Below are 21,802 nucleotides of genomic sequence, written 5' to 3' on the forward strand. Positions count from 1 at the left end.
GATCACTCCAGGGATTTCAGGTTATCCAGGTGTTTTTTTATGAGGTTCTGGCGAAACCTCAGGGAAACCCTCTCATAAGTAGCCAGGTTGGTGGCCAGCCCCTCACTGAGATACTTCCCGGTGAGGGTGGCCCCGCTGATACCGTCCACCTCGTTTTCCGGGTCTCCCAGGGCTTTGCCCTTGGCGATTTTGATGGCGGCGAATTCACCGGATTTTCCCACGATCCTCTTGCCCACGAAGTTCTTCTGGAACCAGTCGCTTTCGATCTCTCCGCCCAGGCCGGGGGTCTCCTGGTGGGAGTAAACGGTAAAGCCCTTAATGGTGGTGCCGTCGGCTTCGATGGCCATGTACCCCTTGATGCGCCCCCAAAGCCCCCGGGAGTCCACGGGCAGGATGTAGGAGATAATCTCTCCGTCGTCCAGGGTCAGGTAGAGGGGCAGTCTCTGCTCGTCACCCTCGGCGGGGTCGGGGTGCAGCTTTCCGTCGGAGCCGGCCCACACCTGGAAGATGTGGGATTTGAAAAGCTCTTCGATATCGGCGGGGGACGCCGTCGACGGGTCATAGTCGATGGAGGCCGCCTTGAGGATGTTCTTCTGGCGGTCGATGCGCATGTTGTTCTGTTGCCGTGCCTTGAGGCCCGTGGATGCCGCCGTGATGCAGAGGCAACACACAAGGGCTACAATCACGGCAAACCCGACGGCCTGTTTCGTATCAGACATTGGGCACCCGCTTTCCTGTCCGGAGTTTGATCTCAATAATCTCCAGCATGGGAGAAAAGAGGTTCATAAACAGGATGGCCAGCATCACCCCTTCGGCGTAGGCCAGGTTGTAGGCCCTGACAATGACCGTCAGCACCCCGATGAGAAACCCGTAGACCCAGCGGGCCCCGTCCGTGCCTGGAGCGGACACCGGGTCCGTGGCCATGAAGGTGATGCCGAAGGCAAAGCCCCCCATGATCAGGTGGTTCACCGGGTTGATCCAGTGCCAGGGGGAGAGCTCCGAGGAGAGGAGCACCACGGCAGCGCCCATGGCGCACACCCCCAGCACGCCCCCCACAATAATGCGGAAGCTCGCCACCCCAACCACGCAGAGGAAGACGGCACTCACCAGGCAGAGCAGGGCCGAGGTCTCCCCCACGCTTCCGGGAATCTGGCCGGAGAACATGGTCCAGAAGGTGTACCCGTTGCGAACCAGGGCCTCGGGCACCGCCTCCCCTTTGGCCCCCAATGCCAGGGAGAGGGGGGTGGCCGCTGTAACGGCGTCCACGGCCTTGGTGGCCACCCACACATAGTCCCCGCTCATGGAGACAGGGTAGGAGAAAAAAAGAAACGCCCGGGCGGTCAGGGCCGGGTTCAGGATGTTCCGGCCGGTGCCCCCGAACACCTCTTTTCCCACAACCACCCCGAAGGAGATCCCGGCGGCCACCTGCCAGAGGGGCACGCTGGGGGGCAGGGTCAACGGGAACAGAAGGCCGGTCACAAGAAAGCCCTCGCTGATTTTGTGCCCCCGGACCACGGCAAAGAGCCCCTCCCAGGTCAGGCCCACCCCGTAGGAGACCACCAGCATGGGCAAAAAGGCCTCGGCACCCCGGTAAAAGGCATGGCCCCAGGTGGGGTCCGCCCCTTCGGCCAGCAGGGCCATGGCGCCGGTGTTGTACATCCCGAAAAGAGTCTGGGGAATCAGAGCAACGATAACCAGGGACATGAATCGCTTCAAATCCAGGCTGTCCCGTACCGCGGGCATGCGCACCGTGGCCTCCCCAGGGAGATAGAAAATGGTACGGATCGCATCGTAGACCGGATGCAGGGCGTGGAGCTTCGTGCCTTCCTGAAAATAGGTGCCCAAACGATCCAGGGCGTCTTTGACGTTCTTCATCTATCCGTCTCGCTCCTTCCGGTACTGGGCCTTGGCGGTTTTCAGGGTGTCCAGCAGCTCGATCTTTGACGGGCAGACATAGCTGCAGAGCCCGCACTCGATGCAGTCCAGGAGCCCGTGGGCCAGGGCCTCCTCCACCTCTCCTGCCACCATGCATTTCATGGTGTACTGGGGCAGGATCCCCACCGGGCAAACCCGGGCACACCGACTGCAGTTAATGCAGGGCCGTTCCTCGCCGTGCATGCCGCAGTCCAGGTTCAGGGGCTTTTTGTTGAACACGGACAAAAAGGTGCGGGACTGGCTGGGCCGGGCATACCCAGCCCTTAAAAAACCGAAGAGGTCCTCTTCGTCGCCCACGGGCAACAGGGTCAGCCCCTTGTCGAAAAAATTCATGTAGCCCGTGGCCGGCAGAAAAAGCCCGGCAAAGGGGGTCCCGCCGATGCGACGCCTGCGCTCTTTCTGGGGATCCAGGGTGGAGACGGGGGCGCCCACCCGGGTCCGGATGTGTTGGCGTACGGTGGCCCCGTTGCCCCCCACGGCCACGACCCGCTTGGGATAAAACCGTCCTTCGGTGACAAATCGGGCCAGGGCCACCAGGTCCTGGCCTTCAATGTACCAGCTGTGGTTCTCCGCGGGGTCTTTGCGGATACGGTACAGGTAGTGGCCGGGATCACCGGCGGGGTAGCCCCCGCGGATGTGGGCGGTGACGGATTTCAAGATGGGTTCCGGGAGTTTGCCGGAGTGGACCGGGGTGATGACATGCACCGATGGGCGGGACCGATTTCCGAGGATGTCCAGGCCGTGCTGAAAAGCGGCCTCCTCCCCTGCCAGGGCCAGGGAGGGCAGGGCAAGGTGCCCTCCGGCCCATCCCAGGGTGACGATAATGTGGGCGGGACGGCTGGACGGATCGGCATGGTCCCGAAAAGGCAGCTCCCGAAGCAGGGGCCAGGCCCCCCCTTTGAGAAGCATGTGGCGAAGTGTATCGGCGTCCGTGGACGCGATGCGCTGGGGCGACACGGGCTCGAAGCGCTCCCACCCCTCTTCCGCGTCAAGGGTAATCACCACCTCGTCAATGCGGCGACGCGGCCCGAAGGCAATGCGCGACACCACCCCGCCCCCCGGGCTCGGGTAGGTGACCACAGGGTTTCAGCTTCTCCTGGAGCAGTGTTCCCCCCATTACCAACAAAATCGCCTTCTTTCACCAGGAGCCGGGGCTTGACATGGGGAATCCACCCCGGCATCAACGCCACGGTGGACGGGGACGGGGCCTCGGTCACAGACTCGGCCACCCGCCCGGAGATGTTGAGTGAAAAACCGTTGGTAAGGGTGAGGGTTTTCATCATCGGGACACAGCTTTCGGGAATGCGGCGCCTTTCTCCGGGGCATCAAGGGGAAGACGCGTCGGTTATAGGGGCATGGAAGCCATGGAGATATCACGCAATCAGACCGGAAGCGGCCCTTAGCGTGCGATGGGTTCAGGGAGTGCGACGGGCAATGGGGAAGAGATAAAAACGGGAGGTTCAGGTGTTGCCCATGGCATGGGACAGTCACACATTGTCCGACTGACAGAGTACACCAGGCAAAAACAATGTGTCAACCAAAGGAACAAAAACAAAACATAAGATAAAATTGGCGATGGCGCATGGCGTTGCCGACGAAGACCCCATGTTTAAATAAGGAGACGGGCTCAATGCCCGGGCCTGCTCAGCCGTCCCGGGCGGGGACAATGAAAGGCCCGGACAGATTCAGGGAGGTCCGAGGCAGGAGAATGCGGGTTAGCGGGACCGATCCACCCACCCCTCTGAGGCAGAGACCTCCAGGGTGGATGGGTTTAGGACGGACGATGAGCAGGCACTCCACGTTGTCGAGCCGATCCACCAGAGCGATCCCTTTGGCAGGGCCCATCACCATGAGGGCCGTGGCCAGCCCGTCGGCAAAGACCGTGGAATCGGCCAGGACCGAGGCACTGGTGACGCCGTTTTCCACGGGATACCCGGTGCGGGGGTCAATGACATGGGTCCAGATGCGCCCGCCCACGTTGCGGTAGTTGCGGTAATCTCCGCTGGTGGCAAGGGCCTGGCCCTTTAAGGTCCGAACCTGGAAAAGGTCCCCCACCATGGCTCCCCGCCGGGGGGTGTTGATCCCCACGCGCCAGGGTTTTCCGTCCAGGCGATGGCCTTCGCAGTAGACCTCCCCGCCAATCTCCACCAGAAAGTGGGAGATCTTTTTCTCACGCAACAAAGCGGCCACGGCATCCACGCCGTAGCCCTTGGCAATGGACCCGAAGTCCAGGAAGAGGCCATCACGGTCTTTGACAAGGGCCCCGTCACCTTTGCGTGACACAGCTGTAAAGCCCACCCGGGCCAGGGCGCGAGCCACCTCGTCCTTCCTGGGAAAACGGTCCTCGATTTTGCCAGGTCCGAACCCCCAGAGAGTCACCAGAGGCCCCACGGTGGCGTCCCAGGCACCGTCGGTAAGGCCATGGATTTGAGTTCCCACGGAAAACACCGTGAGAAGGTCCTCGGAAACAGGCACGGCCACACCTTTGCCCGCACGGTTGAAACGGGAGATCTCGCTGTCCGGGTCGTAGACGGACATGCTGCGGTTGAGGGCCTCAAGGCGCCGGGTTACGGCCAGGCTTAAGGCATCCGCCGACATCTTCCCAGACACCACGGCCTTGATATGATACGTGGTGCCCATGGTCCGGCCGGAGAGCACCACCTCCTGCTTTGTGTTGAACCCCGTGGTCACCCCGGCGGCCACCACCAGGGCAAACACCCCGAAGGCCACCACAATGGCCCCAAGGACCTTGTTTCTGCTTATTTTTGTTGACGCGTGTCGCGTGTTGGCTGTGTTCATGGTCACCGTGACTCTATCCGCTTGATAATCCAGCGCTGCATTTTTTCATCGTCTTCGCTGACGGCCTCGATCCCGCACTCGGCCACCACCATCTCGGCCCGGGCCATGTCCTTATGGCCCCCGGCGCTCCCATAACACCCGAAGCTCTGCTCGGCCAGGCGCCCGGCGTTTTTCCTCACCCCGTCGTTGCGGAAAATCACCACCAGCTTTTTGCCGTAGATCCCGGAGACGATGCTCCAGCTCGCCAGATCCACTGCATGAAAATTCAACGGCGATCAGGACCAGCATCGGCATGGGCGCGTCCGCATGGGAATGCGTCCGCCTTGCGCCTTTTGATGTCCTGTTTTGCAGGACTGAAAGAGTGCTTGAGGAACTTGGTTTTCGCTGCCGCCTGTTCCGCCTTCTCGAGGGCGTTACTGCGCGCTTGCCGAGGCGGTAAAGGTATTGAAAGGCCCTGCCACATCTTTCCACGGACTCTGCCGCGCTGAAAAAGTCTGGTGTCGGTCTTCAGGATCCCGTAAAAGCCGGCTGGGCGCGCGCCACCGACCAGCTTGATGTCGGCCTGGGAATTCTTGTGGGCATCATCGACACCATCACGTCCATCAGCAGATATGTCGTCTTCCGTCCGCCGCCCTCCGTCGGGGTGATGATCGATGACCACGTCGAAGTTGATTTTTTCAAACACTTCCGAGTGGTGGGGCTGGGAATCCACCAGCACGAACCGGTTGAACCCCTGCATCAGTGCGTGGGAACACGGCTTGATGTCGGCCTTCATGTAACGCACCAGGGCCAGGTTATCGGGCCGCTTGATGACGTTGATGGAGGCAATGACCACATGGCTCACCCGCCGCCATAAAAGGCGCTTGAAAGCCACGGCACTGGCAATGGCATCGGGGTCGGCATTGATTAGGATCAACACCTGATCGTCCCGGTTAAACCGGGAGTAAATACCTGCCAGCTTCTCTTTAATCCTTACGCTCATGAATCACGTTCCAGGTATCAGGTGTCTGATTTTCTTGTGGTTGCCTTCAAGGTTTCCGCTTTCACCGCCCGGCGAACATCGCCGACGCATCAGCGTTTCTCCGGATGGGTCTCGGCACAACGGCACTCACCTGAAAGCTTGGCTCGGGTGATTTTCGTCAGCAGCGTGGAGGTTCCATGGCGCGCAAGGTCATCGGAAATATCCCCGCGGGTCAATCCGAAACAATGGCACAGGACCTCATCTTTATCAGATGGTTTCATAACCAATTATTATGGAGCCCCTGCCCCGTCAAAAGCAAGGAGAAAGGTGGACACTCCCGGGCCCGGCTCATATGTTTTTTTGCACCGGGCGGCCTTGCCGGGGGCCAGGATTTTGCCTGATTTTATGGTTTGGGTTTGACCGACAGGTTTCAAAAGATATATCGACTCGCCAGAACGTCTTGGTTTGTCGAGCAATTTGGATTTAATGACCAAATTGTCATTCACGCTTTTCTGTTCATTCGTCTCCCCCTTCGGGCAAACCGAGGGCACTCGGCCCGTGATATATCCGGGTAAGGATGATACCGTGGAAAGTTGAAAGGAGATGCCATGCCCCTGATCATTCTCTTTGTCAAAGCCCCGGAACACGGCAAGGTCAAAACCCGTCTGGCGCCCCGTCTGGGACATGCCACGGCCCTTGCCCTCTACCGACGCTTTGTGGAAACCACCCTTAAGCGCCTGGCCCCTTTAGGGCCCATCCGCATTGCCTACACCCCGGAAAGCAAAAAAATCGCTCATGGAAGACTGGCTTCCAGACCATACCGACATGCGCCCCCAGCGGGGGGACGACCTGGGAGACCGTATGAAAAACGCCCTCACCGAGGCCTTTGACGACGGACATCACCGGGCCGTCATCATCGGCGGGGACATCCCGGATCTGCCCACGGATCGCATCCGCGAGGCGTTTCATGCCCTTGAGGGGCACCAGATGGTGCTGGTTCCGGTATCAGATGGAGGGTACTGCCTGGTGGGGGCGCGCAAAGGAACCCTTCTTGCGCCTGTCTTCGACACAATGAGATGGAGTTGCGATACGGTGACGGCAGAGACGCTCAAGCGGGCTGAGGCCCACGGCATACCCCTGAAACGCCTTGAGGGCTGGTACGACATCGACACGGCCGATGATTTCCTGGCCTTTGTCCGGCGCCATGAAGAGACGGACGAGGTGCCCGCGCTCTACCGGGACGCCGCACGCCTGCTGCTTAATGATGGTGATGGGGCCTGTCCCCGTGGCGATGGACATGGGCGTGACGATGCAGGTGAAGGCCTTCGTCCGTGACCACCTTGCCCCTTACCAGGCTGCACAGGGAGTCGGTCACCTGCTCCAGAAAATCAAAATCGTGGGAAATCACCACCCGAGCCACCTTGGAGGCCTGAAGAACGGCCACCAGCCGCGCAAAGGTGTCACGGTCCAGGCCCGTGGTGGGCTCATCCAGAAGAAGCAGGTCAGGGTCCATGGCCAACACCGTGGCCAGGGCCACCATGCGCTTCTCCCCGCCGGAGAGCCGAAAGGTGATGCGCTCTTCGTAACCGGAAAGCCCCAGCTCCGAAAGAACGCCCCTGGCCTTTTCCAGGGCGTCATGCCGCCCCAGGCCCAGGTTCATGGGGCCAAAGGCCACGTCCTCCAGCACCGTTGGGCTGAACAGCTGATCGTCGGCATCCTGAAACAACAGCCCCACCCGCCGCCTCACCTCCTTGAACCCCTTTTCGCCGGAAACCTCCCGCCCAAAGGCCCTGATCACCCCGGCCTCGGGTTTCAGCAGCCCCATCATCAGGTGGAACAAGGTGGTCTTTCCGCTGCCGTTGGGCGCGATGAGTCCGATGCTGGCCCCTTTGTCCACGGCAAAGTCCAGCCCGTTGATCACCGGTTCCCGGTCTCCGGGATACCGGTAGGTCAATCCTGAAAGATGCATCAACTGCTCAGCCATCGCATACCGCCTTCCTGTATTTGAATATATGGACAGGATAAAAATAAAACCGGGTTTGACAAACAGGTCTTAAGCAAGCCTTTCCAGGCTCCGCCGCAATAATGTCCACTTTTTCACATTAGAAACGTTTTTTGCGGAGCTTTTTTCAAAGAGCAACCGCGAGGCCAGCTGAATCGTTACACTCGCTTTTTTCAAAAAGCCCCCCACCGAACGGCCACGTCAAGTCCCACAAGGGCCGCCACGCAACCTGCCATGCAGGCGGCCTGAGGAAGGCAACCGGCCAGCCCCCGGGAACGTCGTGCCGCGGGCAGGCTGAACCGGCCGTCAAAGCCCCTCAATACCATGGCGCTGTACACCCGCTTTGCCCGCAGGTGGGAGCGGACCAAAAGCATGGCGGCCATGTGGGCAAAGGTCCTGTAGCTGTGCAGGGAGGTGTCGGGCTGAAACCCGCGCATGCGGGCCGCGTTCCTCAGCTTGCGGTACTCCCGCTCGATGACGGCGATGTACCGCGCGCTCATGACGATGAGAAAGGCCAGCTTCACGGGCATGCCCAGGGCATTCAAGGCATGGCCCAGATCAAAGGTGTGCATGGTGGAGACCAGGGCCATGAGGATCAGGAGGATGGAAAAAGACTTCAGGGAGATCAAAAAGGCCAGGTTCAGTCCGTCTCCTTTGACGGTCAGAGGCCCCAGGGCTTTAAGCACCGGTCCCTCTCCGGTAAAGGGAAGGACAACCCAGAGAATCAGCAGGAACAGGCACAGGGGCAAAAGCCTCCTGGCAACCGAGCCAAGGGGCAGCCGCGCCAGCAGGGCAAAGCAGCTTCCCAGCCCCAGGGCGGCCACGGGCACCGCTGGGCTCGCGGCAAGGGCTGTCACCAACGAGAGGGCAAAGGCCGCCGCCACTCTTACGGTGGGGGCTATGTGGTGGATGGGGGAGTCGATGTCCGCAAAGGCTTCGTTCATATGCTCCCCTTTCGGCTTCGGACCCAGGCAGCCATCCCCAGAAGGCCCACGATGTAGCCGAGCCCTCCGATGACGTCCCGAACCCGCGTCTCCTCCTGCTGCCTGTGCAGGGCTTTGGCCACGGCAGTGTCCACCACCTGCGCCAGGCGCTCCCAGTCCCGGTCCGCAAAACCCGGCTCCACGGGGTGGGCCTGCGGGGCGGGCTCACCGGTCACTCCGGCCGGGGCCTCAACCGCGCCGGACGGCTCCAGATCCCAGCTGCTCTTGTGGCCCATGCCGGCGTCCACCTCCACGGTGAGGGCACCGGGCTCGGGGCGGACTCAATCCCCCTTGTCATTTGTTTCCCCGGTGAACACCACGGTACCGCCTGCGTTGTAGACCCGGATCACCCCGTGTTTCACGGGGCGCTTTCCGGCAAAGGTGCTTTCGGTGTAGATCTCCCCCCCTTCGTCAAGGGCAAAGATGTTGATGCGATGGGCCAGGGCCGGGGAGACCGCCAGAAGGAGAACACTTAAAACAAGGAGACATCGCAGGGGATTCATCGCCCCTCCTTTCGCCCGTCCGAAGGCGACATGAGCCCTCCGAGCAGTTCAGGGTAGACCCGCAGGAGAAACGAGACCACAAAAGCGGTAAAAAGCCCTTCCACCACCATCACAGGGGCGTTGCCCACCACCGACGCCCAGGCGATCACCGTAAAGTTCTCCCCGGTGAACACCAGGGAGGCGGCCAAAAGAAGGGAAGAGATAAAGACGGCGAGAAACCCGCAGCCAAAGGAAGCGGCAAGACCCACGCGCCCCGACCGGGACACCAGGGGTCCGAGGATCAGATAAACCGCCACGGCAGGGGCTGCCATCACCACGGTGTTCACCCCCAGGGTGGTGAGCCCACCGTACTGGAAGAGAAGGGCCTGCAGGAGCAGGCCCGTAAAAATGGCGGGGAAAGCGGCCCAGCCCAGGACCAGGCCCACCAGCCCGTTCAGGACAAGGTGGACACTGGCCGGACCGATGTTCAGGTGAATCAGGGACGCCACGAAAAACGCGGAAGTCACCAACGCGGCGCTGACGGTTGCCTCCCCGTCCATCCGTTTCAGCCCGTAGGCCACACCGCCCGCGGCAACGGCCGCTCCGGCCAGAAGAACCGGAGCGGACAACACCCCTTCGGAAATATGCATCACTGAATTCCTTGGTCAATCACATGGTTCTCTGGTACCCGGTGCCCCGGATCACCCCTGCCACTTGGAAAACTCCACCCAGAGGACGGCACCAAGCTCCACGCCCTTTTTCTCCCCTTCGGCCTCCAGCTTGTAATCCGCCTCATTGAGGGCGGAAAATCCCCACCACCCCTCGTTCGGCACAGTAAAGGAGAACACGCCGTTGGCATCGGCCTTGACCACCTGGGTCACCAGATACTCATTGGCGGCTTTGGCCTTGCCGTCCTGGTTGTAGAACTCCACCTCCACCTCGGCCCAGGGCACGGCCTTGCCGTCGAGCTTGACCACTCCCTGGAAGAGATTGCCGGCATAGAGGCCAAAGGGCCGGGTCAGGGGCACGATCTCGGTTTTCAGGCCCAGCTCGTCATCCCAGCCCTCTTCGCTGCCGTAAGCCGGCACAATGGTCTTGGTGTAGTGGATGATGAAAAGATCCTCGGCGGGTTCCCAGTAGGGCTTCGGTGTCATGACAAAGGTATAAACCCCGGGCCGCTTCACAGCGTAAGAGGATGCCCAGGAAGGGTTCCCCATGACCTCAGAAGGGGTCAGGGTTCCGGTGAGGTCGCGCTTCTTTCCGTCCACGACCACGGAAAACTCCGCTGGTTTTTCAAGGGGCATGCCCACCCCTTCAAAGGGGTGCGAAAACGAAAGGGAAAGGCCCAGCTCTTTTCCTGTTTGCCGGGATACAACGGATGTGTCAGGGATCACCATGCCGAAGTGGGCAAGGGCGGATAAGGGAAGGGAGACCACAAGGGCCAGGGCAACGGCTGCTGCGAAGCGTTTCATTTGGATTCCTCCATAGTTCGAAAAAAGCAAAAAGCCACATAAACGTAAACCGCATGACATCACCGCAAAAAACGACACCGGCCTGGGCCTGGGGTGGCCCGGTTCACCCGACGGGGTGGTTCCAGAGACGTTTTTTACGAACGCATCATCTCACGTGAAAGCCTTCGTGGCTGTTTACCTTCGTGGAGCGCCCATTCATGACAACTTCAGAACAACGACTTTCGCAACAGACTTCGTGTCTGCCATTATTTAACACAGATAGCGTGAAGGAATTGCTCTTGTCAAATCCAAAGTGAAAAACAAAAGCCCTTGCCTTTCGAGGCTTCGCGGCCTTTCGCCGTGCTTATCCATCGGCTGTCCGGCTGCGACGCATTACCGGTAACCTGCTGAAATCCCAATTGACACGCCCACCACCGATTCGGTATATTTGTTAAAAGCATCCTCACATTTCAAAGAGATATCCACACCGACAAAGCCGTCGCTTGCAAGCACCCCTCTCCCGACGACAGGTGCCCCGTCACCAGACGCGAAACGCCATTTTTCCCAAGACGTCAACAGAGACTCAAAGTCGGAGAATTTCCCGTGGTCCCTGCCGGACCATTGCCTTTGCACTGACCATGCAATGGAGACCATCATGACCTCAACCCATAGCACCCCCCGGGGCCCCATCCTTGTCGTTGACGGAGATGCCTCGGTGATCAACAGTTACGCCCCATACCTGGAAACATGCGGCTATGAGGTAATGACGGCCAGGGACGGTTTTGCCGCCACCCAGCTCATCGCCGTTCACCCGCCGGAGCTCATCATCTTGCTGCACCTCGCCATGGACGGCTCGTTCTTTCGGCACCTCCAGCGGAGGTGGCCGGAGATCCCCGTCATCGTCACCTCCACCACCTGCGAACCCACCGAGGTGGTGACGTGCCTGCGAAAAGGGGCCAGCGACTTCCTCATCAAGCCTTTGAAAAACATGGACATACTCTCCCTGTCCGTGACACGCACCCTCCGGGAAGTAAAACTCCGGCAACAGAACCAGAGATACAAAGAGCTCCTGGAACAGCGCATTTCCCGCAACTCCGAGGAGTTGAGGACCACCAACCGCTACCTCACCGAGCTCAACCATCGCCTCACCGAGGTGGTTGAATCCTCCAGAAGGCTCTCCACCTGCGTCACCATCGAAAGCTTCGGCACCCGCCTGCTCGAAGAGTTCAGCCACCACTTGGACGCATCGGGCGGAAGCCTCTACATCGCCGGCCAGGAAGGCCTGCGCCTCGTCCACTGCCTGGACGGGGGCCACGCTCCGGGGCTCATCACTTACCCCGTGGCCAAAAGCTCACCCTTCGGCTACGCCTTGTACCGGAAAGAGCCCGTCCTCATCGGGGACATCCGCAACGAAGGGGCCCTGCGTCCCAGCGGATACGGAGGGTATCACAACGGCTCCTTCGTCATCTTTCCCCTGCAGAACCAGGAGGGCAAGCCCTTTGGGCTGGTCTCCCTCCACGGGAAAAAAAGCCCCCCCTTTGTTCATCAGGACCGCGAGGTGGGGGGCCTTTTGGCCTCTTACAGCTCCGAGACCCTGCGGGCCGTCCGGGCCATGGAAGCCCTGTCCAAGAGCGAAGAAAAATACAGACTCGCCGCCCTCACCGCCAGCGACCTCATCAGCGAGTGGAGCCCGGCCACCGACGACCTTGTCTGGTTCGGCAACATCGACGCCGTCATCGGCTCGGAACCGGAGACCCGGCCCACCACCATGGAGGCCTGGCTCGCCCTGATTCACCCCGACGACAGGCAACGTATTGCCGAAACCTATCGAGGCAACACCCACTGCGCAACAGCCCCACCCATGGACTATCGGGTCCGACACCTCTCCCACGGCTGGCGCCACTTCCGCGAGCGCACCACCACCCTCAAGGCCAAAGGCGGCGCCACCAAGATCCTGCGCGCCTGCAACGACATCACCCGGGAAAAAAGCGCCGAAGAGGAGCGCATCATCTTCGAGCTGAAAATGCAGCATGCCCAGAAGCTGGAAAGCCTGGGCATTATCGCAGGGGGCATTGCCCACGACTTCAACAACATCCTCATGGCGGTCCTGGGCCACGCCGACATCGCCCTGGAAGAGGTCGCCGGCAACCCCGGCCCGCAGAAAGCCCTCAACAACATCGTCACCGCAGGAAAACGAGCCACGGAGCTTGCCCGGCAGCTCCTTGTCTACTCGGGCAAAGGAAAACTGGAGACCAGCATTGTCGACATCAACACCCTGGTGACCGACATGATGAGCCTCATCGAGGTGTCGGTCTCCAAAAAAGTGCGCATCCTCTTTCACCCGGGCCGCCACACCCCCCACGTAGAGGGCAACCTCAGCCAGCTGCGCCAGGTGATCCTCAACCTCCTCACCAACGCCTCCCAGGCCATCGGCAACGCCAGCGGCCAGATCGACATCCGCACGGGCAAGGTCTTCTGCACCCGAAGCGACCTGAACGCCTGTTCCATGCCCGTGCGCCCCGGCGTGGACGCCACCCTGCCCGAGGCCACCTACACCTTCATCGACATCGAAGACACAGGCTGCGGCATGGACGAAACCACCCGGGACAAACTCTTCGACCCCTTTTACACCACCAAGAAGACAGGCACAGGCCTGGGCATGGCCGCGGTTCTGGGCATCATCCGGCAACTGCGGGGCACCATGACCGTGGACAGCACCCCGGGTGTGGGCACCCGCATCCGCGTGCTCCTGCCCGCATCCCTTGCTGCCATTGAACAACGGAAGCAGCCGAAAGCGCCCTCTTTGGAAAAACCCATCCAGCAACAGGGCGGCCTGGTCCTCATCGCCGACGACGAGGAGCCCGTAAGGAAGATCTCCCAGCGCATGGTGGAAAAGCTCGGTTTTTCTGTTATCTCGGCCAAAGACGGCAGGGAGGCGGTCTCTCTGTACAAGGCCCACCGGCAGGAGATCCGCTGTGTCATCCTCGACATGACCATGCCGGGGCTAAGCGGCAGCGAAGCCCTGGACCAGATCCGGCAGGTCGACCCATCGGCCAAGGCCATCATTGCCAGCGGGTACGGATCGGCACCGTCCCAATCGGCACCGGCCGAAGACGACACCTGCGCTTACCTCCAGAAGCCTTACCAGATAAACGAACTCAAGCAGGTCCTTCGTGAAATGCTCAACGGCAGCGGCCTGCCGCCCCAACCATAAAGGGGCCCAACGCCACCTTGTACCGGCTCCCCGGGGAGCCGGTCTTTCCCTCCTTAGTAATAATTCCCCCGATCTTGCCATCTCCAATCTATGACCAACGTTTTGAAGCAGCATTTGATTTTTTCCCACCTCGGTCGTATATCTAGAGCAACGAGACAAGACAAACATATAGATTCATGGAAGGAGTAATAAAGCGATGGAACGCCCGAAGAAATTATGGGGGGTCAATGTGGCCCTTTTTGTGCTGGGGGTTTTTCTTGCGGTAACGGGGTTGATCAATGCATGGATTCTCCCCCACGGGTACGAGGCCAAAGGAAGCGTGCTGGTGGACATCCGCCATGTACTGACCGATGTCCACGAGTGGGCGGGACTCCTGTTTATCCTTGCCGTGGCCCTCCACCTGGTACTGCACAGCACGTACATCCGCAAAAACATGGCCGCCTTCGGTTGGACCCGCTGGATCAAACCTTAAAAAAGCACTGGGCACCCCTTGCCTCCGTCCCCACCGGGGACAAGGGCTCGGCTGACAAAGAGCCACGCCGCCACGTGCCTGTTTTATGTGTGCCATAGCCCATCCTGCCTGTTGTTGATCCCACCTCACATCACCGGATGTCAGACCAGGTCCAGGGACAGGGTGTCGGCAATGGAGAGCCGCTCAAAGGGAGGCTCTCCCCCAAAAAGCGCCTGGCAGAACATGGCATTGACGGCGGCCAGGGTCTGGTTCATGGGCTCCAGGTCGATCATGACGTCCCCTGAAAGGGAGGAGAGCCCCTGAAAGTTCTCCGGGCAGAAGTCGACCCTCCGGTTCCCCTCGCCGTCGTCAAAAAGGATGGGAAGGCCGTGGGTCCGGCAGATCAAAGGCCGGTCCCCGTAGAGGAGGCAGGCCCCGTCCCCGTCCAAAAGGGGGCAGGGTCCTTCATCGCTGCTTTCGGTGGCCCGGGCCAGGGCTGAGGCCTTCTGGGTCTCGGAAAGGGTGTCAAAGGCCAGGCGAAGGCTGACGGCCTCCACGGGAAAAAGAGAAATATTCAGGCAACAGGCGCTGCACCCCTTACGACAGGCCATGTGGCCTGTAAGCGCGGCTTCGATCTCCCCGCACCGGGCGTTCACCCGCGAAAGAAGTGTCCTGTAGTTTTCAAACAATGCGTCCATGGATATCTCCATAATAGGGTCAGGAAAAAAACAGGGGGAGGCCAGACATGGAGGCAGGACGATGTACGACGTACCTTAGATTAAAGCCACCCGATTCGTATGGCCTTCATCCCGAAGGCATACGACACATGCGCCGGTGGCGGTTTCTTCAGAAACATGATGTGCGCGTGCTTATGTAGTGCATTTCACTCCCCCAGACAAGAAAAGGAGCACCCCAGACCATGGAAATAGCCCCCATCGGTACCCTGTACACCCCCCACACGGAACTTTCGTCCATGCCCATCCAGCCCAAAGGCGCCACAGAGGTGCAGGGGCGTGCTGTCCTCCTCCCGGAGTACGCTGAGGGCCTGGCCGACCTGTCGGGCTTCAGCCACATCTACCTCATCTATCACTTCCACAAGGCCACACGCACCGAACTCACCGTGGTCCCCTTCATGGACACCCATCCCCGCGGGGTCTTCTCCACCCGATCTCCCTTGCGCCCCACCCACCTAGGCCTCTCCATCGTCCGCGTCACCCGGGTTGATGGAGCCACCGTGCACTTCACCGGGGCCGACATGCTCGACGGCACCCCGCTTATGGACATCAAGCCCTACATCCGAAATTTCGATCATGTGGAGGAAAGCACATCAGGATGGATGACCGCAGACGAAAAAACAGTATCCGATAAGCGGTCCGACGACCGGTTTGTGTAACATAAGGGGAAACGGTTCAGCTTGTTGCTGCCTCCGGCTGCCCTGCCGGGGGCCAAGCTAAAAAATTTGACCAACAGGCTTCGCGAGTCCCTTGGACCGGCCAAAAGGCAATGCTACCCAAACGTTTCTGCGAAGCTTTTTTCAAAAAAACGACCCGTCGGAGGTTGGCTCTAAAGGTCAGCGGGCCCACCACGCCTTCAGCTTCATGTACAGGGCCCTCCAGCTCTCTCCGGACCCACCGCAGGCGGGCCGGGCCTTACTTTTACAGCAGCTTCCTTCCATCTCAAGGGGGGACACCCCCATCACCGCGGCCATCTCTTGGGGGGAGGCATCCGCGGTTCCCGTAAGCCGGGCCGGATAGCCGCTCCGGGTAATGGCCCGGCCGACGTCCTCGGGAGAGATCCCGTTGTCATGCATCACCACCACCACACCGCTTGAAAACGCCCCGGTCACCCGGGCCCCCTCCGCCACCCGGGACACCCCTGTTGAAATCACGGAAAGACAGTCACCGCATGTCATCCGCTCCACGGCGTATGTTGACTTTTTCCCTGCACCCTGCGCCCAGGACAGCACCGACATCGCGCCCACAAAGAGCACCGCAAGGACAACCACCACCCATCGCATCTTCCCTCCTTTGCGCATTGCACGCTCACCGTGAGTTTTTTCCAATTTGTGCGCATCGGTTGCGCCTGCGTGTAAATCTTTCATAAACCATGCCGACCAGACGAAGAATCGCCCTTGGCTGCCCCGTGGGCGACCATAAAGAAAGGGGCGGGACGCAAAGGGCACAGGGCTGGCGAATACTCTGCACCTGCCTGAAGACTATTAGGTAATTCCCGGTTGATTTTACGGGTAACAATGATACGAAAGGCGTGTTGAAGGGAGTGCCCGTCGGCTCTACGGAAAAACGGCACACGGAGACTCCGAGATACCACAGGTTGAGCCCCCGTATCAGGACAGGCTCCTCCCCAACAATCCACCATCGCTGGGAGCCCCATGGATTTTGCCCTTACCCCCGTCATCGCCCTTTCTCTTTTTGCCACCGGAACCGCCGCAGGATTTGTGGATTCCATCGCAGGGGGAGGCGGCCTCGTGGCCCTTCCCATGCTGCTCTCCGTCGGTGTGCCGCCCCAGCTTGCCCTGGGCACCAACAAGCTCCAGGGCTCCTTCGGCACCTTTTCAGCCGCCCTCACCTACGTCCAGAAAGGTGAGGTGAACCTGAAAGAGGCCGCCCTGGGCATCGCCGCCACCCTCACGGGCGCCGCCACCGGTGCCTGGACCATCCAGCACATGGAGGCAGGCTTCCTCAAAGGGCTCATCCCGATTCTGCTCCTGGCGGTGCTGACCTACACCCTGCTCTCCCCCGATTTCGGGGACGCCCAGCGCAAGCCCAGGCTCCCCGCCCCGGTCTTCTACACCCTCTGCGGCCTGCTCCTGGGCTTTTACGACGGCTTCTTCGGCCCCGGCACGGGCTCCTTCTGGACCACAGGGATGGTGCTGTTCATGGGCTTTTCCATGACCCGGGCCGCAGGCTACACCCGCGTCATGAACTTCACGAGCAACGTCGTGGCCCTCTGCGTCTTCATCGCCCTGGGCAACGTCGTCTGGACCGCAGGGCTCATCATGGCCGCAGGCCAGATCATCGGCGCGCGTACCGGCTCAGCCCTGGCCATTAAAAAAGGGGCCAGGCTCATCAAGCCCATCTTTGTCACCGTGGTCTTTCTCACCACGGCCAGACTCATCTATCAAACGTACGCGTAGCGACTCCCCCCCGTTTGACGCGCAAAAACGTGACGAAGCCATTGCCTCCGACGGCCCTGCCGGGGGCCAAACGTTTAAAAAGTTTGACAAACAGGTCTTACGAACGACTTGGCCCCACCGAAAGTTAACGACTGCCGGACTGTTTTGAGCGCACCGAAGGCAAAACGGAGTCGTTACGCGAAGACAAAAAAACCCCGGCCTCTCCAAGAGACCGGGGCGTAAACATGACATGGGCAAAAGCCTCCCGTTGCACAATGACTGCAAGGGGCCTTAAGAATCCAGCTCGCGTTTGAATTTTTCTGCGATGTCGTCGAACAGGTCTTTTTCTTTTTTCTTCTGCTCTTCCTGAATGGCCTTGACCTTCTGCTCGTAGACCCCGGCGGTCTTCTCCTTGAACTTTTTCAGTTCCTCTTCCATGCGGTTCTCCCGCACTTTCTTAGGAAGAGCTTCCACGGCAAGATGATCCTCCACCACAATGCAGGTGGTCTGAAAAGGGCCCTCCACCAGGGCAATAATGCCCTTGTCCGAAAGCTCCGTGCACACCCGGGAGACCCAGTCCGTGGTCATGCCGAGGATCTCGGCCACCTCTTTGAAAGAGGGGGACGCTTTTTTCGTAAACTCATGGACCCGAACGGCAGCCACCAGGGCCTGAGCCTCGTCATAGGGGGTCAACCGACTCATCACGCACCTCCCACCCGGTGGTCACCTCCTTGGAAACACCGGGGCAATCAAGGGCTCGGCTCACGCCTCTCCAGCCTACCAAGCCCATTATCCACATCACAGGCGAATTCGCCCTTCGTACACCAGCCTGGCCGGACCGGTCTTTAAAATATGGTTGTCGGCCTCGTTCCAGGCAATGGCCAGATCGCCGCCCTTGAGTCCCACGGTCACCTCGCGGCCCGTCAGGCCCAGAAGGTGGGTTGCCACGGCCGTGGCACAGGCCCCGGTGCCGCAGGCCAGGGTCTCGCCTGCACCCCGCTCCCAGACGCGCATCTTCACCTCGGAAGACGACACTATCTCCACAAACTCCACGTTGGTCTTTTCAGGGAACAGGGGATGGACCTCAAGGGCAGGGCCGAACGCTGTGGGCTCGTCTCCGGTGAGGCGGTCCACCACAATGACGGCATGGGGATTGCCCATGGAGACGGCTGTCACGGCGTACTCCCTGCCATCGGCTGTGACGGGAACGGACACGGCCCGATCACCGTCCACATCAAAGGGAATCTTCCGCGGGAAGAGAATGGGCTCGCCCATGTCCACGCACACCCGGGTCACGCCGTTTTGTGTTGCCTCGATGATCTGCATGGTCCCAGCCAAGCCCTCACGGTGAAGCGGGTCCCGGAAAGGAGCCCCCTGTCGTTGACAAAGGCGGCAAAGCAGCGCATCCCGTTGCCGCACATCTCCGCCTCGGACCCGTCGGAGTTGAAGATACGGAACCCGATATCGCAGCTCTTCGAGGGAAGGGCCATGATAATGCCGTCGGCACCCACGCCGAACCGTCGGTCGCAGAGCTTTCGGGCAAGCTCCGGGTACCCCATGGCGCCCAGGGCCCCGTCCATGTCGTCCAGCAGGACAAAGTCGTTTCCAATACCTTCCATTTTCGCAAACTCGAGAACCATGATACCCTCCGGGGTCGATAAAATGTTGTGATCCCATTTTCATACCGAATACGCATGTATCACACAATATGTTTGGCGGCCTAACAATAAAAACCCGCCCGAAAAGAAGGCGCAAAACGTCATCAAATCAGGAACACGGTGTTTGACACAAATCCTTGTTCAAAGGTATAGTTAACCACAGACTACCCACCACACACCACACGACATAACCGCACCACATCACCCCCGTCAGGCATGTCCCCCCGCACCGCCTGTCGGACAACCCAACCATCAACGTCGAAACGGAGGTGAGCCGATGAAAACCTTTATCATCCTGACGGAATTGACCGAAGAGGGCAAAAAGGCCATCCAGAATGACCCGGCCGGTATGAAGCTCTCGGCCCAGGCCATTGAAAACCGTGGCGGCATCCTCGTGGACCAGTTTGCCCTGCTGGGGCCCTGGGACTTTCTTACCATCATCAAGGCCAAGGACGAAAAATCCATCTTCCGCATCACAACAGAGCTTGACGCCCTGGGCACCGTCAAAACCATGACCCTTCCGGCCATGCCCATCGAGGAGTTCATCGACGACATCATCACCTCCATGTGATCCCTTTCCCCCACTGATTCCCGACACACACAAACAGCCCATGATCCGAACCGGGATCATGGGCTGTTTTGTTGTGTCCGAAAGCCATTACGGAGGTTTTTTGCTACTGCCCGTTACCTTCCCGTGCGTTGCGCTTCCAGGTGATCGATGTAAGAGGGCCGAAGGGCGTCCTGATAAAAAATGCCGGTCATGAGGCGCTCGTCCCGGGCCAGGCGCAGGGCGGCTTCGTGGTCTTCGGGGTCATGGGTGTGGGGCAGGGGAAGGGCCAGCTTCGAGAGGCGCTTCCAGGTGTAGTTCTCCTTGTCGAAGGTAACGCACGGAGAGACAAGGTGCAGAAAGCTGAACCCCTTGTGAAGAATGCCCTGATGCATGATCTGCTTCATGCCCTCCACGTCCCCGGCAAAGCCCCGGGCCACAAAGGACGCGCCGTAGGAAAGGGCCAGGGCCACGGGGTTCAGGGGGGTGTCCGGGTTGCCCCGCGGGTGGGAGCCGGTGACGTTTCCCATGGGGGTGGTGGGAGACGACTGCCCCTTGGTGAGGCCATAGATGGAGTTGTCGAAAAGAAACAGGGTGACATCGATGTTCTTCCGGGCGATGTGGGGCAGATGGCCGCCCCCGATGCCCAGGATATCCCCGTCCCCGCCCACGGTAAAGACCGTGAGATCCGGGGAGGCCAGCTTTACGCCGCTGGCGATGGGAACAGCCCGCCCGTGGAGGGTGTGAAACCCATACACCTTCATGAAGATGGGAAACCGCCCGGCGCAGCCAATACCGCTGACCACGCACATCTCTTCATTGCGAAGGCCCAGCTCCCCCACCACCTGCAAGAGAGCATGGGCAATGCCGAAATATCCGCACCCCGGACACCAGGTGGGCAGCTCACGGGTACGATAGTCAAGGAACCCCTCTCCCCGGACTTTGACCAGGGCGTCGCTGATGTAGGTCATGGCAACTCCGTCTTTGGTCCAAAAGCGCCTCCGGCGGCCCTGCCGGGGGCCAAACTTTTGAAAAGTTTGACAAACAGGTCTGTGGCGAGCAGTATTCGAAGGCCCAGCCCTTACCCAGTAAACACTTGCAATAACAGATCATTAAATTAATCAGGCCGTATTCTCATAAACTATCCGGGTTAAAACTTAAATTTCCCGATAAACTCCAGAATATCCTCGGACGCCATGGGAAGGCCGGAGATGAGGTTTAAACGGTGCACCTGCCGGTTAATGACAGGTGCCACGAGGTTGGCGTATTGACCGGTGTGGTTGAGTTCGGCCACCACCAGGGTTTTGCAGCGGTTGCTGAAGGCTTTCAAGGCCTCTTCAGGCAGGGGATAGATCACCGAAGAGTGGAAGGAAGCGATGCGGTGCCCCTTTTTCCCGGCTCTTCTCACGGCCTCTTCCGCGGCCCCGGAGGAAGATCCCCAGGAGAGGATTCCGATGTCCACCTCCCCTTCGGTGCCGGACTCCATCACGGCCGGCAGCTCGTCCTGAAGGGTCTTGAGCTTTCGGAACCGCTTCTCGGTCATGGTCAGGTGGTTCTCCCCGTCGTAGACGGGCTTGCCGTGGGTGTTGTGCTCCAGGCCGGTGGCCACAAACATCCCGTAGGGCATGCCCGGCAGGGTCCGGGGAGAGATGCCGCTGTCGGTCACCTTGAAGCGCTCGTAATCGTCCAGGGCCTCGTCCGGCGGAAACACGTTGGCGGACAGCATGGCCTCCCCGGGGGGATCGGGCTTGGGAATGTTTCGGATGCTGTTGGAAAGGTAAAAATCAAGGAGAATCACCACCGGGGTCTGGTACTTTTCAGCGGCATAAAACGCCAGGCAGGTCATGGCATAGCAGTCCATGACGTCCCTGGGGGCAAAGACCACCCGGGGCGAATCCCCGGTGCCTCCCCACACCGCAGCGGACAGATCGCTCTGCTCCATCTTGGTGGGAAGCCCGGTGCTGGGGCCACCCCGCTGGGAGTTCACGATGACGGCGGGCACCTCAGCCATCACCGCCAGGTTGATCATCTCCCCCATGAGGGCAAAGCCCGGGCCGGAGGTGGCCGTCATGGCCCGCTTCCCGGAAAAACCCGCCCCCACCACGTTGCCCGCAGCCGAAATCTCATCCTCGGTCTAGAAGCGTCGCCCACGGTCTCCCAGGCGCTTGCTCAGGATCTTCCGGCGG

General features: G+C 60.2%; 25 protein-coding genes and 1 pseudogene. 7 read left to right on the forward strand and 19 right to left on the reverse strand.

Translation table 11 applies throughout. From position 1 onward, the window contains the following. Positions 1-2 precede the first annotated feature (2 nt). The 7 genes from ACOYW1_RS23305 to ACOYW1_RS23335 form a co-directional block, all read right to left on the reverse strand. Positions 3-719: an FMN-binding protein gene (locus ACOYW1_RS23305; protein ID WP_482418013.1), complete on the reverse strand. Its 717-nt coding sequence runs from the start codon at positions 717-719 to the stop codon at positions 3-5. Next, positions 712-1,875, reverse strand: a complete 1,164-nt coding sequence (locus tag ACOYW1_RS23310; protein ID WP_482419943.1) for an NADH:ubiquinone reductase (Na(+)-transporting) subunit B — start codon at positions 1,873-1,875, stop codon at positions 712-714. The genes ACOYW1_RS23305 and ACOYW1_RS23310 overlap by 8 nt, the downstream gene beginning before the upstream one ends. Then, complete coding sequence (locus ACOYW1_RS23315) at positions 1,876-3,015, reverse strand: 4Fe-4S dicluster domain-containing protein (protein WP_482419944.1); 1,140 nt, start codon at positions 3,013-3,015, stop codon at positions 1,876-1,878. Next, on the reverse strand, positions 2,934-3,218 hold the full coding sequence (locus ACOYW1_RS23320) for a hypothetical protein (RefSeq protein WP_482419945.1): 285 nt from the start codon (positions 3,216-3,218) through the stop codon (positions 2,934-2,936). Before ACOYW1_RS23320 ends, ACOYW1_RS23315 begins: the two co-directional genes overlap by 82 nt. A gap of 361 nt (positions 3,219-3,579) precedes the next feature. Beyond that, positions 3,580-4,734, reverse strand: coding sequence for an FAD:protein FMN transferase (locus tag ACOYW1_RS23325; RefSeq protein WP_482419946.1), 1,155 nt, complete (start codon positions 4,732-4,734; stop codon positions 3,580-3,582). A gap of 2 nt (positions 4,735-4,736) precedes the next feature. Next, positions 4,737-5,003: a hypothetical protein gene (locus ACOYW1_RS23330; RefSeq protein WP_482419947.1), complete on the reverse strand. Its 267-nt coding sequence runs from the start codon at positions 5,001-5,003 to the stop codon at positions 4,737-4,739. Next, entirely contained in the window at positions 5,000-5,716 is a 717-nt protein-coding gene (locus tag ACOYW1_RS23335) for a DHH family phosphoesterase (RefSeq protein WP_482419948.1), read from the reverse strand. The genes ACOYW1_RS23330 and ACOYW1_RS23335 overlap by 4 nt, the downstream gene beginning before the upstream one ends. 587 nt (positions 5,717-6,303) lie before the next feature. Here ACOYW1_RS23335 and ACOYW1_RS23340 point away from each other — a divergent pair. Both ACOYW1_RS23340 and ACOYW1_RS23345 read left to right on the forward strand, forming a co-directional pair. After that, a complete protein-coding gene (locus ACOYW1_RS23340) occupies positions 6,304-6,585 on the forward strand; it encodes a hypothetical protein (protein WP_482419949.1) in 282 nt (93 codons plus the stop codon). Further along, positions 6,521-7,030, forward strand: a complete 510-nt coding sequence (locus ACOYW1_RS23345) for a TIGR04282 family arsenosugar biosynthesis glycosyltransferase (RefSeq protein WP_482423804.1) — start codon at positions 6,521-6,523, stop codon at positions 7,028-7,030. Before ACOYW1_RS23340 ends, ACOYW1_RS23345 begins: the two co-directional genes overlap by 65 nt. On the opposite strand, the gene ACOYW1_RS23350 is transcribed toward ACOYW1_RS23345, so the two are convergent. From ACOYW1_RS23350 to ACOYW1_RS23375, 6 genes are all read right to left on the reverse strand, one after another. Then, on the reverse strand, positions 6,954-7,679 hold the full coding sequence (locus tag ACOYW1_RS23350) for an energy-coupling factor ABC transporter ATP-binding protein (protein ID WP_482419950.1): 726 nt from the start codon (positions 7,677-7,679) through the stop codon (positions 6,954-6,956). The two genes, ACOYW1_RS23345 and ACOYW1_RS23350, sit on opposite strands and share 77 nt — an antisense overlap. A gap of 191 nt (positions 7,680-7,870) precedes the next feature. Further along, complete coding sequence (locus tag ACOYW1_RS23355; RefSeq protein ID WP_482419951.1) at positions 7,871-8,641, reverse strand: energy-coupling factor transporter transmembrane component T family protein; 771 nt, start codon at positions 8,639-8,641, stop codon at positions 7,871-7,873. Then, complete coding sequence (locus ACOYW1_RS23360; RefSeq protein ID WP_482419952.1) at positions 8,638-8,934, reverse strand: hypothetical protein; 297 nt, start codon at positions 8,932-8,934, stop codon at positions 8,638-8,640. Before ACOYW1_RS23360 ends, ACOYW1_RS23355 begins: the two co-directional genes overlap by 4 nt. Before the next feature lie 27 nt (positions 8,935-8,961). Beyond that, positions 8,962-9,183: a hypothetical protein gene (locus ACOYW1_RS23365; protein WP_482419953.1), complete on the reverse strand. Its 222-nt coding sequence runs from the start codon at positions 9,181-9,183 to the stop codon at positions 8,962-8,964. After that, on the reverse strand, positions 9,180-9,812 hold the full coding sequence (gene cbiM / locus ACOYW1_RS23370) for a cobalt transporter CbiM (protein WP_482419954.1): 633 nt from the start codon (positions 9,810-9,812) through the stop codon (positions 9,180-9,182). Before cbiM ends, ACOYW1_RS23365 begins: the two co-directional genes overlap by 4 nt. A 51-nt stretch (positions 9,813-9,863) precedes the next feature. Continuing rightward, on the reverse strand, positions 9,864-10,634 hold the full coding sequence (locus ACOYW1_RS23375; RefSeq protein ID WP_482419955.1) for a DUF4198 domain-containing protein: 771 nt from the start codon (positions 10,632-10,634) through the stop codon (positions 9,864-9,866). 634 nt (positions 10,635-11,268) lie between these two features. On the opposite strand from ACOYW1_RS23375, the gene ACOYW1_RS23380 reads away from it, so the two are divergent. Together ACOYW1_RS23380 and ACOYW1_RS23385 are read left to right on the forward strand one after the other, a co-directional pair. Further along, positions 11,269-13,827, forward strand: coding sequence for a response regulator (locus ACOYW1_RS23380; protein ID WP_482419956.1), 2,559 nt, complete (start codon positions 11,269-11,271; stop codon positions 13,825-13,827). Between the two features lie 196 nt (positions 13,828-14,023). Beyond that, the gene (locus ACOYW1_RS23385; protein WP_482418025.1) at positions 14,024-14,299 is read left to right on the forward strand and encodes a DUF4405 domain-containing protein; all 276 of its coding nucleotides are present in this window, start codon (positions 14,024-14,026) and stop codon (positions 14,297-14,299) included. 140 nt (positions 14,300-14,439) lie between these two features. Here the strand turns inward: ACOYW1_RS23385 and ACOYW1_RS23390 are convergent, their stop codons facing one another. Next, positions 14,440-14,976, reverse strand: a complete 537-nt coding sequence (locus tag ACOYW1_RS23390; RefSeq protein WP_482419957.1) for a YkgJ family cysteine cluster protein — start codon at positions 14,974-14,976, stop codon at positions 14,440-14,442. Between the two features lie 221 nt (positions 14,977-15,197). On the opposite strand from ACOYW1_RS23390, the gene tsaA reads away from it, so the two are divergent. Beyond that, positions 15,198-15,671 (forward strand): tRNA (N6-threonylcarbamoyladenosine(37)-N6)-methyltransferase TrmO, encoded by a 474-nt coding sequence (tsaA, locus tag ACOYW1_RS23395; protein ID WP_482419958.1) that lies wholly within the window; start codon positions 15,198-15,200, stop codon positions 15,669-15,671. Between the two features lie 177 nt (positions 15,672-15,848). Here tsaA and ACOYW1_RS23400 read toward each other — a convergent pair whose 3' ends face one another. Continuing rightward, the gene (locus tag ACOYW1_RS23400; RefSeq protein WP_482419959.1) at positions 15,849-16,295 is read right to left on the reverse strand and encodes a heavy-metal-associated domain-containing protein; all 447 of its coding nucleotides are present in this window, start codon (positions 16,293-16,295) and stop codon (positions 15,849-15,851) included. Positions 16,296-16,667: 372 nt separating this feature from the next. On the opposite strand from ACOYW1_RS23400, the gene ACOYW1_RS23405 reads away from it, so the two are divergent. Then, positions 16,668-17,432 carry a TSUP family transporter gene (locus tag ACOYW1_RS23405; RefSeq protein WP_482419960.1) on the forward strand — a complete coding sequence of 255 codons (765 nt, stop codon included), beginning with the start codon at positions 16,668-16,670 and terminating at the stop codon, positions 17,430-17,432. Positions 17,433-17,702: 270 nt separating this feature from the next. Here ACOYW1_RS23405 and ACOYW1_RS23410 read toward each other — a convergent pair whose 3' ends face one another. Together ACOYW1_RS23410 and dapF are read right to left on the reverse strand one after the other, a co-directional pair. Continuing rightward, a complete protein-coding gene (locus ACOYW1_RS23410) occupies positions 17,703-18,113 on the reverse strand; it encodes a hypothetical protein (RefSeq protein ID WP_482419961.1) in 411 nt (136 codons plus the stop codon). 96 nt (positions 18,114-18,209) lie between these two features. Beyond that, a pseudogene (gene dapF / locus ACOYW1_RS23415) lies at positions 18,210-19,051 on the reverse strand (diaminopimelate epimerase). Positions 19,052-19,346: 295 nt separating this feature from the next. Between dapF and ACOYW1_RS23420 the strand changes: the two are divergent. Further along, positions 19,347-19,640, forward strand: coding sequence for a GYD domain-containing protein (locus tag ACOYW1_RS23420; protein WP_180142785.1), 294 nt, complete (start codon positions 19,347-19,349; stop codon positions 19,638-19,640). 113 nt (positions 19,641-19,753) lie between these two features. Here ACOYW1_RS23420 and ACOYW1_RS23425 read toward each other — a convergent pair whose 3' ends face one another. Both ACOYW1_RS23425 and ACOYW1_RS23430 read right to left on the reverse strand, forming a co-directional pair. Next, positions 19,754-20,587 (reverse strand): thiamine pyrophosphate-dependent enzyme, encoded by an 834-nt coding sequence (locus ACOYW1_RS23425; RefSeq protein ID WP_482418032.1) that lies wholly within the window; start codon positions 20,585-20,587, stop codon positions 19,754-19,756. 179 nt (positions 20,588-20,766) lie between these two features. Continuing rightward, positions 20,767-21,738 (reverse strand): hypothetical protein, encoded by a 972-nt coding sequence (locus ACOYW1_RS23430; protein WP_482423805.1) that lies wholly within the window; start codon positions 21,736-21,738, stop codon positions 20,767-20,769. Positions 21,739-21,802 lie beyond the last annotated feature (64 nt).

Source organism: Desulfoluna sp. CYM3A, from assembly GCF_056829965.1.

Coding starts and splice junctions, on each gene's coding strand:
- ACOYW1_RS23305 (WP_482418013.1), bottom strand. CDS start 719: ATGTCTGATACGAAACAGGCCGTCGGGTTTGCCGTGATTGTAGCCCTT.
- ACOYW1_RS23310 (WP_482419943.1), bottom strand. CDS start 1,875: ATGAAGAACGTCAAAGACGCCCTGGATCGTTTGGGCACCTATTTTCAG.
- ACOYW1_RS23320 (WP_482419945.1), bottom strand. CDS start 3,218: ATGATGAAAACCCTCACCCTTACCAACGGTTTTTCACTCAACATCTCC.
- ACOYW1_RS23325 (WP_482419946.1), bottom strand. CDS start 4,734: ATGAACACAGCCAACACGCGACACGCGTCAACAAAAATAAGCAGAAAC.
- ACOYW1_RS23335 (WP_482419948.1), bottom strand. CDS start 5,716: ATGAGCGTAAGGATTAAAGAGAAGCTGGCAGGTATTTACTCCCGGTTT.
- ACOYW1_RS23340 (WP_482419949.1), top strand. CDS start 6,304: ATGCCCCTGATCATTCTCTTTGTCAAAGCCCCGGAACACGGCAAGGTC.
- ACOYW1_RS23345 (WP_482423804.1), top strand. CDS start 6,521: ATGCGCCCCCAGCGGGGGGACGACCTGGGAGACCGTATGAAAAACGCC.
- ACOYW1_RS23350 (WP_482419950.1), bottom strand. CDS start 7,679: ATGGCTGAGCAGTTGATGCATCTTTCAGGATTGACCTACCGGTATCCC.
- ACOYW1_RS23355 (WP_482419951.1), bottom strand. CDS start 8,641: ATGAACGAAGCCTTTGCGGACATCGACTCCCCCATCCACCACATAGCC.
- ACOYW1_RS23365 (WP_482419953.1), bottom strand. CDS start 9,183: ATGAATCCCCTGCGATGTCTCCTTGTTTTAAGTGTTCTCCTTCTGGCG.
- cbiM (WP_482419954.1), bottom strand. CDS start 9,812: ATGCATATTTCCGAAGGGGTGTTGTCCGCTCCGGTTCTTCTGGCCGGA.
- ACOYW1_RS23375 (WP_482419955.1), bottom strand. CDS start 10,634: ATGAAACGCTTCGCAGCAGCCGTTGCCCTGGCCCTTGTGGTCTCCCTT.
- ACOYW1_RS23380 (WP_482419956.1), top strand. CDS start 11,269: ATGACCTCAACCCATAGCACCCCCCGGGGCCCCATCCTTGTCGTTGAC.
- ACOYW1_RS23385 (WP_482418025.1), top strand. CDS start 14,024: ATGGAACGCCCGAAGAAATTATGGGGGGTCAATGTGGCCCTTTTTGTG.
- ACOYW1_RS23390 (WP_482419957.1), bottom strand. CDS start 14,976: ATGGACGCATTGTTTGAAAACTACAGGACACTTCTTTCGCGGGTGAAC.
- tsaA (WP_482419958.1), top strand. CDS start 15,198: ATGGAAATAGCCCCCATCGGTACCCTGTACACCCCCCACACGGAACTT.
- ACOYW1_RS23400 (WP_482419959.1), bottom strand. CDS start 16,295: ATGCGATGGGTGGTGGTTGTCCTTGCGGTGCTCTTTGTGGGCGCGATG.
- ACOYW1_RS23405 (WP_482419960.1), top strand. CDS start 16,668: ATGGATTTTGCCCTTACCCCCGTCATCGCCCTTTCTCTTTTTGCCACC.
- ACOYW1_RS23410 (WP_482419961.1), bottom strand. CDS start 18,113: ATGAGTCGGTTGACCCCCTATGACGAGGCTCAGGCCCTGGTGGCTGCC.
- ACOYW1_RS23420 (WP_180142785.1), top strand. CDS start 19,347: ATGAAAACCTTTATCATCCTGACGGAATTGACCGAAGAGGGCAAAAAG.
- ACOYW1_RS23425 (WP_482418032.1), bottom strand. CDS start 20,587: ATGACCTACATCAGCGACGCCCTGGTCAAAGTCCGGGGAGAGGGGTTC.